Below are 13121 nucleotides of genomic sequence, written 5' to 3' on the forward strand. Positions count from 1 at the left end.
CTTTGAGGGACGGCTCCTTTGCTCTCTCTATCAATAGTGAGAGTATTGCTATCGCGTATGCCCTGTTTGTCCAGGGTTGTGCAGCGTAACACCGTCAGGGAAGCTGGGAAATTGGAAACTGCGATCGGCCTTTACATATTTCTATACTTTGCCAACTTTGTGTTCGGGTGCACTTGGTTGGCTACTTTTTCATCAAGTGGTTACTATCAAAGAATTTTGATAATTCTCCGGCTGCAATTCTATTTGCTACTTCATTGGGATGTTGGTCGGTTTTGTGTACCCAAAGCTTGGAATCCTGTTGGCCAACGAATCCATCAAATAAATCGACAAACGGAATTTTTAAAGACGCACAATAGTCTTCTATTGTTTTGTGAATATGTCTGAATGGATAGCTATCATCTAGTTTAAAGAGTACAGGGTATACTGCAACTACAAGCTGGAAATTCTGTTGTTCAGATATCGTTTTTCCTTTTCTGAGTCCAGTTTTTACAGATTCCCAACCGGGGCTACCTTCTAAATAACCATCTAGATAGTGACGAACCATCTCTTTATAGAGCATGGGTTTTTCAATACTTCCGATCAAAGCGTTGATAAAAAATGAGTTTTTTCTAACTTCAGCCAGCACCTTTGGTCTAGAAATAAAGTTAATTGTTCCTGTTCTGTCTGCATCATTTAAAAATACTACGATTACTACTACGTCTGGTTTGAATTTTATTACGTATTCCTCAAGCAACTTGATTTGTTCTTTGGTGGATGTTCCTGAAATACCAAAATTTAGAACCTGGGTATTGGGATATTTGGATTGTATTGCGCGTTCAAAACTTATTGGTAAGGTATCGTTGTCTTTTACACCCATCCCAAGGGTAAATGAATCACCGAGGAATGCGATCCTGGTTATACCATTAGCTTTCTCAAACGGTAGATCTGCCCCCCGAAATCCTTTGGCATTTATGGTTCCTGACACTTCATTCTTTTCGTTAAAATATCCTCGCGGGTTGTCAGGGTAAGTATATAGTAGCTTTCCATTGGGTTTATAAGCATATATTTCTCCTGGGGTGCGTTCCTCCTGCCAGATAACTACCCTAGAATCGCCTATATTTAAGAGTCTACAAACTCCTTCTGCTAATAGAAAAGATAGTAGTACGCTAATCACTAACGTATAGAACTCGTCATTTTTAAGACGTTTCTTTGTGACAATAATAATTAGCAATAAAGAAATTATTAAGACTGCTAAAGGAAGATCAATAATATAATTACCGATTATCATCTATTTTTTCTAGTTGTGCTGTGCTGCGATCGCGTCCTTATTTGAAAACTGTCCGGAGTATTGGTAGAGATTAAGATGAAATTTATTGCAATTTATCACGGACACCCATTTACTGGATCGTTTCCTTCAGCAGTTCTCATTCCTCCGATGAGAGTTTCCACGATCGCACATTGCTTAGCACCGTTAGGTGAAGCAGAAACTGATACCACAAATCGTCCAATTGGGGGAAATTTTTTAACATTCCCCTGATAGTCAAAAATGATCGAGTTTAGAGGAATATCAGGATCGCCAGAAGTAATTGCATTCGTTAAAAGTGTAATAGTGCCGGGTTTGATTTCGCCTCCACCATCTAATTTTTGCTCGCTACCACCAGTGGGTAGTGCGGGGATAAACGTAACTTTTGGCGCGACAGATGTATCGAATGTAATTGTGACTGGGCTCTTAGTTCGCTTTGCTTCGCTTTGTGCAAGTCGTAATGATTGGAAAACGCGATCGTTCACAGTGCGAACTCTTTGTCTGTTGATGAATCCCAGCCAGCCGGGAGCAGCGATCGAAGCTAATATACCTAACATAATCACCACGACTAGCAATTCTAAAAGCGTGTATCCGTTATCGCCCTTTCTGGATCTAGTTTTTGGGAAATTGGGAGTTGCTTTGGCGTCACAACTCTGCAAAAATTTTAATAATATTGCGGTTTTCATTTTACTCTCCTGTTTTATCTGCTAGTCAGCGATTCGGAAATGTGTTTCATGCATCGGTTATTTTCCTCGCGCCCCCAAACCTTGTACTTGCACAGTTGCTGTTGGGAAAAATGCGGATTTGCTGGCATTATAATCTGCACCAGTGGGCTGGAGACGGCGCTGGCTATTTCCTCTGATCGTGACTTGGGCTAAGTTTCTTGATGTATCTACACAAGCATAGAAGCTAGTATTGTTGGGATTGTGTATTTTTAGTTGGTTTTCTGCGATTGGTTGCGTTTGGGTTCCAACTTGGGTAGTGGGATTCCCGAGAGCGGTGGTACATTGAGTGGCTGCTGGCCCTGGGTTGGTGTGATCGAGGTAATTAACTAATACGTCACCCGTAGTACCCCAATTTTGTGAAGTCGTCACCCCTACAGTTGGATTATTGATGTCAAAACCTGGCAGAGCGGTAGTACCTATGTTAAAGGCATTACTGCGCTTTAGCCCGTCACTACGAGTTCCTAGCTGAGCATCAGTAAAGTAGCGCTCTGCTGGAGTTGGATTTGTAGATTGAGGAGGATTTTTCAGTCCGTCCTGAATTTGATACCGAACGATACGGGTTGGACACGTATTAGGATCTCCTGAAGGCTGACACCAAATGGCATCGCCGCCACTAACTTGGTAGTACGCAACTAATGATAGAACATAGCTATCGTTGCATTCTCCTGCTGTACCTGGTTGTGCGTTTGGGTTACAATCGTTTGGTAGAGGAGTCAGGGCTTGATTAACAGGCAGAGAATTTCTGAGTTGCTGGCGCTTCCAGAATACCAGAATAGGAGTTTGATTTTGTGGGTTCGGGAGGAAACCCCGTATTGCAGGGATGCCTGTAGCGGTAGCGTCGGTAGCGGGATTATTATCGTAAATATAAATAGCTTGACTCAAATCTTGGGCGATGAAATCAACTGCCGCCTGAATGTCTTGCTCGGTATTTGATTTGACTTGTTCTCTCCTGTCGGTATTCAGCATATCGACTACAAAACCGAGCATCGGCGTAATGATGAGAAATGCCATAACTGTTCCGATCAGCAGCTCGATCAGAGTCATGCCCTTTTCTGTTTGATTTGGCGCAGAGCGGTTTCGCTGGTGCTGACTTTTCAGAAGCAACCTGAGTAAAGTTTTCATTTTTACTTCTTCCTTTGCCGAGTGGTAGGGAACATTTTTTATTAACAAGGATTTTGATTAGTTATTTACACGCAGTGGTGCTAATCGCACCGGTTTTAGGATCTATGATGCGCGAGCAGAGCGATCCATAGGAACCTGGTACTGTAGAAGCAGGAATTTCTGTTTTCATTTCCACCAAAGGCGCTTTAGGGTTGCCCAGCCCGGAATTGGCAACAGATTGCTGTCCTGTCACAAAAGGTAGCGCACCATCGGCTCTGTAAACGCGAACAGTTAAAGAGTAGCCTGTGTCTGTCGGATTGGTACCAGGAGAACGAAGACCCTGAACAAGAAACTCTTGGCTACTACCAGTGCCACTACAATCTGGTTTTCCGCAGTATAAATCATTACGGTTTGTAGGAGCGGCAGGAACGGCAGGAGGAACAGCAGTATCTGGTTTAGGAAATCCTGGCAGGCTCGCTGGGGTTGAACCTGTTGGTCTTATCGCCCCAGTCCTGAGAGCGTCGATGTAAGCTCTCGCCGCCTGTGTGGCCAGTTCCACCCGCCGCGCTTGTACGCGAGTTGCTACTGAGAAGGCCATCACCGGGGCGATCGCGATCATCAGCACCGAAACGACAATCATCGCTACCAATGACTCGATAATCGTGTAGCCGCCATCTCGTGACTGGGATAAATTTTGCTGTGGTTGTCGTTTCATAATTAGGACTTCAGTAATTGCGCGGTGGAAAGTTAGGGGAGTTAGAGCTTTTGTGGGCAGTCAGTTGGGCGACTGGAAGTAGCCGGCGTCGAACCACCATTAACACTGCCATCGTCGCGAATCCCGCACATCAAAGTTTTTACCCACTCGTCATTTCGAGGCACTTCCCGGAAAAACTCGGCCGGTTCAGTCTTTGAGGGAGGAGTAGTGAACTTTTGAGTGAATAAATCCGGTGGTTGAGGTAACAAGCCCACGTCATAACCCCAGTTCCGATTGGGCGGGGCGAAGTAAGCAAAATTTCCTGCACCCTGAGTTCTATATACGGTTGAACTTCGTGAGGGTATGGGGGATAGGGAAGGAGCAGTGGACAGACCGAACACGCTTTTTATGTTGTCATCTGTGGTTGAACCTGGTGGAGTTGCTCCGAGGATCGGCTGATAGGGTGCTGTGCTAAAGGCGCTGCGGTTTAGCTGAATAAAAGAACCCTTGATATTAGTAGTAAATCCCCCAAACCAGCTTTCCAAGAATCTGGGCAAGTTTTGTAAGCCGCCGTTTTGGTCGCCGACTGCGCCATCGATGTTTACAGAGGGAGTATCGCCAGTTGCCATGATCAGATTGAAAGTTGTAGTTTTAGCTTGTGATATCCATCCGGTTTGTCTCGAAATTTCGGGACCGGGAAAACGGGTAGCTGTGCCCGTCACATCTAGGATCTGTAATAACGGCATTAATAGCGGCTGCGTTCCCTGTAGTAAAGTTTCGACTGGGGGTTCTGGTGTTGGTCCTGCTATTAAGACTGGTATCCGGGTATTGCTGCCATCTCTGTCAACGCCAGTGGAGGTATTGACCACATAGGCGCGGTCATTACTGTTAAAAACTGGCGCCGCCCCAGATAGCCCGGCCGCAAACCACAGAGAATTATCTCGACCTGCAGTGGGAGCGGGAGGATTAGTTCCTGGAAGAACAGGCGCAATAGTAGTGCCTCCAGTAATCCCCAAAGGTTGTGGAGTGTTGGGGGTTAATAACCCTCCAGCCGCATCTCTTGCAAAAGCGACGCGACGAGGGAATCTTTGTAATTCCGGAAGCGGGGGATCGAATGTTGAACCAGCTTTAAAAGAAAGACCAGTAGTAGCAGGTGCGGCATAAGTCGTACCCGCAGCCAGTGCCGTCCGCCCCGCTCCAGTTGTTAGGTCTAGATCGACAAACCAGTCATCATCCGCACACTCAGAAACGGGCAGTTTTCTACAAACTTCCATCACATACTCTGGGAATGCCCCTCGCCGTTGAACGGGAGTCACAAAGTTGTTGAAGTAAGAACTTGTAAGGATTGGACTGGGGGTAGCAGGAGTAGCGATGTAGGTAGCATCTGTAAGCCGTGTAGCGCTAGCACCTGCCTCACCTACTAAAATACCGTTATCTGAAAACGCTCCGCTCGAAAGTCCGTTAGTGACAAAGTTGTTGTTGAAAAATCCTCTTTGTCTGCGGCGCAGTACGGCCTCAGCCCCCGCATTATTTCGCAGGTCAAAGTCTCCTTCGTTGCGGAAGCCAAAACGATATCTTGCTGATAGGAGGGTAACAGCATCTGACAGAACATTTGCCGGTCTCCAGTAGTCGCCACCACAATTAGGGAGTCTGGGGTCGCCAGCGCGACAAGCAAAGTTGGGATCTAGTTGAGCTTTAGTGCGCTGGTAAAAGTTTCCCCAAGTTCCATTCACAATATTTGTAAATTCTTCAACTTGGATAACACCTGGCGACGGGACACCGGGAGTTGGGGCGGGGATTCGGCCGTGGGTGTTAAAGTCGCCTTGGATGTAGACGGGCAAATTCGATACTAAGGTCAGACCTTTTTCCTTCACTACCTCTGCTACGGTAGTTACCCTTGCCGGAGGGTCATTGGGAGTAGTACCACCGCGAAACAGGTAGTTACCGTTAATCAATAGAATGCCATTTGGCTTGCGACTGGGGTCGAGGGTGGAGTCTGAGGGACTGACTCTTTTGCTCGTGGCTTCGTCAAGCCCAGTGACTGGAGTACCCGATCGAGCGCTGCGATCGGGCAGAGCGTCGTCCCGACTTGCGTAGATAATCCCGCTGTTGGGCAGCAACCACTCTCCAGCAACTGGTTTTGGTGTTTGGCGCAGGGCTCTGATATTTAGCTGAGTCGCACGAATTTCTAGGGGTTCCCGTTCTTCTAGCGGCTGGTTGTAATTGACTCTTAATGTTGCTGCTTGAGGGCTTGGAGGCAGAGGACTGCTGAGCGTAAAGGCTTCGTTAACTGTGGTAAGAGGGTTGTCACGTTCGACAGCCTTAATTTCTCTGCCATTCAAAAACGCTACTTCTTGAATTGCTCCGTGGGGAATCAGTGTCGGATCGGGAGTAGCCCCGGCGAGAATGTCGAGAGCACAGAACGTTGAGTCGATCGCAGCTTTTTGTGCTAGTGTGCGACCAGCTTCAGGTACCAGCAGGGCTGTTCTCAATGGCCCGTTGGCAAACCGACCGTCGGGGAAGACTAAGCTGGCTTGCATATCCAAAACCGCTTCTCCACCAGTCAGCACGCCATTAACGGGAGTAGACTTCCCGGGGGGTCTGGTTCTTGTAGTGGCTGGGTAGGTGATGCCATTGTTGGAGCCGATGAATGCCTGCCGACTTCCCAGTGTGCGGGGGCGTCTTGCTAAGTCTGGCGCGGACTCACCCTGCCCGCTGACATCAGTGCTGAGATCATTGCCTATAGTGCCACTGGTAATGTTTCTGGCTGTAGAAGCATTGCTGGGGTCGTAGTAACTGCTAACACAGGCATACGGTTTTTGGTCTGGTTGTTGGGTACCCTTAATGGTGTCTGGGTCGTAGCCGTTGGATGCGTAGTGATAAACAGCCGTTGCTCGCATCCGCAAATCGCCTTTGGCAAACTTCGGAGCGGTGGGGGGAAGTAATTCAGTAATTCCAAGCACAGAGGGGGCTGCTGGAGCTGAACCAGGCCATGCTATCCAAGTATTAGGTGGGGCAGGGGCAGCATTATCATATACCTGAGAACCAGCTCCGAGCGGCGACATCGGCATAGTGTCGGGCCAAACTACGGGGTACTTTTCAACAATTGCAGTAGTTGCAGGGTCGTCGTAAGTATTATTATCGGGGACACCAGGGGCAACAGAGAAAGGTGAAGGGCCTATTTCACTGGTTGCGGTCCCATCGGTAGCCCCATCGTTCCATCGAGGCGGGGGCAGGAAGGAGTTTGTCCGATCGTACACTCCACCACTGGTAATCACTCGCAGACCGCCCGTCCCATCAAGGGGATTTCTCGGCTTTTGAGCTGCTACTGCTTCCCAGAAACCGTCTCTAAATGGAGGAGTGCCAGTACCGGGGAGTTCTCCGAAACCATTGCCGCGGTCTGTTCCTCCAACGTCAGCGAGCTTCGTGACTTGTGACTTACGGGTACGATCGGCCTCTCCACCTGTCCAGGGCCCACCAACCTTTTGTGGGTCTGCCGCGCCGAGGAATTTGGATGTGCCGTCCCACCGCAGGGCTGGTAAGTTGTTGCCTACCGCTACCCTCTCGCCCAAATTTAGTTCGCTGTCAGTAGATTTTATTTTTTCCGGGTTTCTTGACGGTAGTTTAGTGAGATCGAGGGTGATATCTGTCCGCCCAGATCCGCTGGCACTCCCTACTTTCGCATCCCCAGTTGTAGGAAGACTCCAATTATCTATGGGTCTGAGCCTGTCCTTACTTTCTTGAATGTAAGCAGTGTAAGGTGTTACTGTTTCGTCTGCTACTCCTCCGTTAGTTCCCAGTGCTGCTTCTGCAAAAGGCACTTTCCGCAGCCTGTCTTTGAAGTAAGATTCCAGTGCATTAGAGCGGCTCATGGGCTGTTGGGTACTACCTGCTGGGGGATTCACCAATAGCTGAACAGATTGTGGATCATCGGTTTGAGGCTTTGATCTTTGACCCTCTACTAGCGCATTTAACCGTCGAGAGTAAGCGTTGCCGTTGTAAATTACCTGAAGGCTGTTGTTGGTAACAGATTGATTTGTGGGGTTAATAATTGCTGGTGCTGCGTTTGGTTCGACGGTGCCTGTTTTTTCCTGGAAAAGATGTACATTTACCGGTCTATTAGTCAGATCGCCTGACCAACCATTGACTACGTTACCTGCAACCTGAATTTTGCTATTTTCTTGGTCGTAGAAACAAGATCCTCTGCTGCTAACTTGAAATAAGTTGAAATTCGCGGTGTCATTAGTACGCGTTACTAATAAATTGCTATTTGTCAAAATCCGTCCGTTTAAATTCAGGTCAGCACCCGGGGATATCTCTAAGTCATCTTCATAAACTACCGCGTTGTTGCTGAGGGGAATACGGCTTTGGTCTTGCTGATATTCTAGTGCCGATATGCTAGAAGTTCCTGTGAACGCTTTATATTTATTGGCACCCAAAGCAGCAACTTCTGTATCTTTGATCGGTACATTAACCGTATAAACAAAGAAACTTTTTCTCAGTTTACCGTCTAGCTTGTACCAGCCTGAGTCTCCCACCAAGGTAGCGACATTATCGCCTGCGCCCTCCGACAGACAAGCCGGGTCTAAGGAACCCAAAGCCATCGGTGGCGTTCTGGCATCCAAGGGCTTTCTCGCCCTTGCGACTGCTAGAGATGTTGAATCAAGAGGAGGATTGCGAAAAAATATTCCATAGAGGGTGAAAGTGTCAAAGAAACCGTCGTTATTTGTATCGACGGGATATCTCCAAGCTGTATTTATGGCTTCACTTTCTACGATTCCAGTTCCGATCTTTTCAAGCGGTGCTTTTTTCGGATCTGCTGTGGCAGAGGTGTTCAAGGTAGTGTTCTTTAAGGGATACTTAAGTATCAAACGCTCCTCGTCAGCAAACTTATACAAATCGCCACTACTTGTACCTGTAGCTGTAGTGTTTGCTGACATCACCCTGTACAATTCTGCATCCGAGGGAGTAGATGTCGGCCTTTGGGGATCTTCGTACAGCATGAACTGAATTTTCGCTTTTGCCCGATCGAGCGCGGGAGTTGCGGCCGCCAGCACTTGCTGGTTGACGCGCACGTTGCGAGCCATATTCGCCCGATCGAACGATCGCAGGACGATCGCCACAGTCAACAAAATCACTACCAGCAACACCATCGTCACCGTCGGCAGCACAAACCCCGCCACCGGCAACTTTGCCCTGCGGCCCATAGCCATAAGGGCTTGCAGCATTGCTCTCATCAGCCGCTTCGCCCCGGATCTGGTAACACCAGCAATCCGCCGCAGCAGCGATACGATAACTTTGGATAATTTGCTCTTAAACATTGACGCCTTCCTGAATAATTTCAGAGATGGTATTGCAGGTAGTTACTGCTGGACAGTACGATCCCATTTTTATAGTTCCCAATTTCCACAACATCCATATCAGCCCTTGCAAAAATTCACCAAATGTGTAATTCGACTGATAAATAAAATTGACAAACCCGCAAAGAGGTTTGCTGCCGATATATTTTCCCCGAAAGATTTGCCCTGCAAGGATTTGGGCTGGGGAACTCCACTCTAGTCTAGTTCAATGATATTGTCAGTGCCCAGAGGCCGAGTGAGTCCGATCGCCAAAAAACAGCGATCGCGATCGCATCGCCCCAAACGCCCACTCATAGAAAAGCAGGTTAATTTACCTCTTCGTGTATTCTGATCCCACCCTTAGATTCTTTTGAGGGTCAACAAGAGTGAAGCTAAGCAGCGGCGGGCTTTGTTCGTGTAAGTGCGATGTTCCGGCATCAGTCTTGTTAAAATAATATAGATAGTCGTAAAAAAATTTTATTTCAATGGCTAATAGACTCCGCCCAATTTTAATTTCTTGCTTGATTTGTATTTTTTTGTTAAGCCTGTATCATACCTTAGTATTAGGTGGAGTTGTGTTACCCAGCAATGGGATTAATGGGCCGCAGAGCAATACTATCAAAGCTCAACGCTACATTTACAATCAAAAGTTCGATCTAGAAATGGTTCTGGTAGGAAGTTCAATAACTGCACGGATAGATCCTGAGTACATCAGCCCTCAAGCCGTAAGTCTAGCTCTCCTAGGAATGTCTAGCACAACTGGTTTACAAATAATTGAAAGAGAAAAGTTTAAACCCAAATTATTATTAGTAGAACTCAGCGAAACAATTCTAAAAGGGGAAAAATATAAAGCCAACCAGGAATTCATAGGAAACCTCTACCAACCAGTATTTTATTTTCTTCGTTTACAATTTCCAATGTTTAGACAAGAATATCAGCCAGCTAGTATTATAATTCAATCATTTATCAAGGCGGTTACAAAGGAAAATAAAATTTTATTTAGGTTTTTAGAAGAAGCAAATAGCACGCAAAAACAGATAGATTCAGAATTAAGACAAAAGCTAATTCAACAGCAAATACAAGCGAAGAAATATCCTATACATACAGGAGTAAAGAACGCAATTACTGAAGAGTCTGAGTACATCAAAACTAAAATCACTAAATTAAAAAATGCAGGAGTGCGAGTTGTTCTCATGGACGTACCTAACGAACAACGAGTCAAGGATACAATCATGGAAAAGCAACTACGACAATTATTTCGAGAGCTTTTTCCCGAAAATATTTATGAGTGGCTACCAGAACCGCCGTCAAGAGACTGGAAAACTAATGATGGGATTCACTTAGTTACTTCGAGCGCCAAGGAGTATGGTAATTTTTTGAGAACTCAACTGTTGAAAACTGCTCAATAGACATTTCCCAAACATAAATTGTGCGATCGAGATTTCGACTGGGACTAAATTTTACGCCATATCCGTAGGGAAACGGCACTGCCGTATCCTCCTCCAACCTATCCCCTACGGAATCCCCCGCCCTGAAATATCAAGCAGCAGCCGTAGCATTGGCTTGCAGAGGCTCGATTTCCTCCGGCGCAGCGTGACGGCGCGCGTCATTAAAACTGCCCGCAGCCAGCCAATTAGGATTTTGGGCCGCCTCGCAACCAATCACGTAAAGCGAAGATTCGTTAAATGCAGCCCAGAGAGTATCGCAAGCCTGTTTATCCATCAGCGAATCTGCGATCGGGCGATCGTGAATCACAGCAAACAAATCAAACTCGTTGCGTTTTGGATTCCACTGGTATTGCAAACTAGGATCGTAACCCATTTCGATCAATTGTGCGATCGCGCGATCGGGCGTATATCCATCCAAGTGCACTCGATTCAGATAGATAGACACTTGGACATACTCATCTTTTGGAGGTAGCAGTCGGTAATTTAAGTTAGTCATCATTATTTGTTTCCTCAAATATCAAGCAGCGGCGGTAGCATTTGCTTGCAGAGGCTCGATTTCCTCCGGCGTAGCGTGACGGCGCGGGTCATTAAAGCCCCAAGCAAATAACCAATCGGGGTCAGCGTGTCCGCAGCCGATCGAATATATCTGACTGTGCCTAAAATGTTTAAAGAACTCCTGACACTTTTCGTCAGTCATCAGCGACTCATCTAGCGGCAAATCATGAATCAGGGCATACAAATCAAATTCATCTCGTTCTGGATTCCATTGATAGCGCAATTGTGGACTGTAACCAAGTTCGCTCAGCTTTGCCAAAGCCTCATCAGGGTTAGCGTAGCCGTCTAATCGAACGCGGTTGAGACAAACCACTACCTGAACGTGGCGGTACTTTGCGGGTGTTAATCTATATTCGGTCATGAGTTTTTCCCTCTTTTCTCATCACAAGTGTAATAGGCTCTCCCGGTTACGTCCGAGTGTCTCGTTGCTTCGCGATTTTGTTTTTCGCAGCGTTTAAAAGCTTCTGCGTCACTCCGGGCATAAAAAGGTCTGTCCGGGTTTTCCGCTAGTTCGGCTTCTAAATCCTCCCAAGATTTCTCAGGGTTATTTGGGTCTCTCAACATTTGTTTCCTCAGTTTTGGTGGCCGTCTTGATGCGCTAGGGTTCAGACTCTGGCGAGGTTGCTTGTATCTCTAGCCACTGCTTCATCAGTAAACCAACGACTTCACTCATTGGTTTTTCTTGGGCCGTACAAGCTAGTTTGAATTGCAACTTTAGCTTTTTGTCAACGTAAACGCTCAGCTCAGCCATGTCAGGTGGAATTTTTTTAGCCATATCTCTCATGCGCGCATATCTGCATTCTCGCATCTGGCGATCGAGAACGAGTTGCTACGTATTGCGCGCAATCGCGCTAGATGTAACAGTAGTACGATCGGCTAAAAAACCACAACCCCGCCGAGTTATGCGATTCAAATACAGGACACGGCAGTGCCGTTTCCCTACTAAAAACCGTTATATTGATCCACAGATATCATCACCAATCCATGAAACAACCCTCCAAACCCCCCGATTTCATCATCATCGGCGTCCAAAAAGGCGGCACAACATCCCTGTACAACTACCTAATCCAACATCCCCAAATCGCCCCCGCCGCCCAAAAAGAAATCCATTATTTCGACCTCAACTTCGACAAAACCCCCGACTGGTATTATTCCCAATTTCCCCAAGCACAAAGCGGCGAACACCTGCTAACCGGAGAAGCCAGCCCCTACTATATTTTTCATCCCCGAGTCGCGCAGCGCATCCACGATTTATGTCCGAAAGTTAAAATCATCGCCCTGCTGAGAAACCCAGTAGAACGCGCAATTTCCCACTATCATTACTACATAAAAATTGGCTACGAATCGCTATCTCTCGAAAGTGCGATCGCCCACGAACCCGAAAGACTCAAAGGCGAAATCGAAAAAATCCTAGCGAGTCCAACCTACGAAAGTTACAACCACCGCCACCACACATATCTAAGTCGCGGCATTTACGCCGACCAACTTCCAGCCTGGATGCAGCTATTTCCCAAATCACAACTTTTAATCCTCAAAAGCGAAGATTTGTATGTTAATCCTTGCGGCACATACAACAGCGTGTTAGAGTTTCTAGGCTCGCCGCCGCACGAATTAGAAACCTACGAAAAGTACAATTCCAACCAATATCCGCCGGTCAGCGAGACAGTATACGAGCAATTGAGGGCATATTATCGATCGCCCAATCAGAGATTAACTCAATTGTGCGATCGAGACTTCGGTTGGGACTAAAAGGTACGTAGTTGCGCTTGAGCGCTCTTTGAGAGATGTATCAAAATACGAGTAATTGAGGGAATACGATCGATCGCCCAATCAGAGATTAACTCAATTGTGCGATCGAGACTTCGGTTGGGACTAAAAGGTACGTAGTTGCGCTTCAGCGCTCTTTGAGAGATGTATCAAAATACGAGTAATTGAGGGAATACGATCGATCGCCCAATCAGAGATTAGCTCAATTGT

At 46.8% G+C, this 13121-nt stretch carries 11 protein-coding genes; 2 read left to right on the top strand and 9 right to left on the bottom strand.

Features of this window, described 5'->3' with window-relative positions; translation table 11 throughout:
- Window positions 1–181: 181 nt before the first annotated feature.
- The 5 genes from JGK16_RS29880 to hpsA all read right to left on the bottom strand — a co-directional run bounded on the left by JGK16_RS29880 (window position 182) and on the right by hpsA (window position 9123).
- Window positions 182–1267 carry an SGNH/GDSL hydrolase family protein gene (locus tag JGK16_RS29880; protein WP_293193546.1) on the bottom strand — a complete coding sequence of 362 codons (1086 nt, stop codon included), beginning with the start codon at window positions 1265–1267 and terminating at the stop codon, window positions 182–184.
- A gap of 95 nt (window positions 1268–1362) precedes the next feature.
- Window positions 1363–1968, bottom strand: coding sequence for a prepilin-type N-terminal cleavage/methylation domain-containing protein (locus JGK16_RS29885; RefSeq protein WP_293193547.1), 606 nt, complete (start codon window positions 1966–1968; stop codon window positions 1363–1365).
- A gap of 57 nt (window positions 1969–2025) precedes the next feature.
- A complete protein-coding gene (gene hpsC, locus JGK16_RS29890) occupies window positions 2026–3129 on the bottom strand; it encodes a hormogonium polysaccharide secretion pseudopilin HpsC (RefSeq protein WP_293193548.1) in 1104 nt (367 codons plus the stop codon).
- A 61-nt stretch (window positions 3130–3190) separates the two neighbouring features.
- A complete protein-coding gene (gene hpsB / locus JGK16_RS29895) occupies window positions 3191–3823 on the bottom strand; it encodes a hormogonium polysaccharide secretion pseudopilin HpsB (RefSeq protein WP_293193549.1) in 633 nt (210 codons plus the stop codon).
- Between the two features lie 41 nt (window positions 3824–3864).
- Entirely contained in the window at window positions 3865–9123 is a 5259-nt protein-coding gene (gene hpsA / locus JGK16_RS29900) for a hormogonium polysaccharide biosynthesis protein HpsA (RefSeq protein ID WP_293193550.1), read from the bottom strand.
- Between the two features lie 593 nt (window positions 9124–9716).
- Between hpsA and JGK16_RS29905 the strand changes: the two genes are divergently transcribed.
- A complete protein-coding gene (locus tag JGK16_RS29905; RefSeq protein WP_293203565.1) occupies window positions 9717–10550 on the top strand; it encodes a hypothetical protein in 834 nt (277 codons plus the stop codon).
- A gap of 130 nt (window positions 10551–10680) precedes the next feature.
- Here the strand turns inward: JGK16_RS29905 and JGK16_RS29910 are convergent, their stop codons facing one another.
- The 4 genes from JGK16_RS29910 to JGK16_RS29925 are packed head-to-tail and all read right to left on the bottom strand — an operon-like array spanning window position 10681 to window position 11895.
- Window positions 10681–11088, bottom strand: coding sequence for a hypothetical protein (locus JGK16_RS29910; RefSeq protein ID WP_293193552.1), 408 nt, complete (start codon window positions 11086–11088; stop codon window positions 10681–10683).
- An 18-nt stretch (window positions 11089–11106) separates the two neighbouring features.
- Complete coding sequence (locus tag JGK16_RS29915) at window positions 11107–11505, bottom strand: hypothetical protein (RefSeq protein ID WP_293193554.1); 399 nt, start codon at window positions 11503–11505, stop codon at window positions 11107–11109.
- A complete protein-coding gene (locus JGK16_RS29920) occupies window positions 11502–11708 on the bottom strand; it encodes a hypothetical protein (protein ID WP_293193556.1) in 207 nt (68 codons plus the stop codon). The genes JGK16_RS29915 and JGK16_RS29920 overlap by 4 nt, the downstream gene beginning before the upstream one ends.
- Before the next feature lie 34 nt (window positions 11709–11742).
- Window positions 11743–11895 carry a hypothetical protein gene (locus JGK16_RS29925; protein ID WP_293203566.1) on the bottom strand — a complete coding sequence of 51 codons (153 nt, stop codon included), beginning with the start codon at window positions 11893–11895 and terminating at the stop codon, window positions 11743–11745.
- A gap of 233 nt (window positions 11896–12128) precedes the next feature.
- On the opposite strand from JGK16_RS29925, the gene JGK16_RS29930 reads away from it, so the two are divergent.
- Entirely contained in the window at window positions 12129–12893 is a 765-nt protein-coding gene (locus JGK16_RS29930) for a sulfotransferase domain-containing protein (protein WP_293193560.1), read from the top strand.
- Window positions 12894–13121 lie beyond the last annotated feature (228 nt).

Origin of the sequence: Microcoleus sp. PH2017_09_SFU_O_A, from assembly GCF_020738625.1 — a bacterium.
Classification (GTDB): domain Bacteria; phylum Cyanobacteriota; class Cyanobacteriia; order Cyanobacteriales; family Microcoleaceae; genus Microcoleus.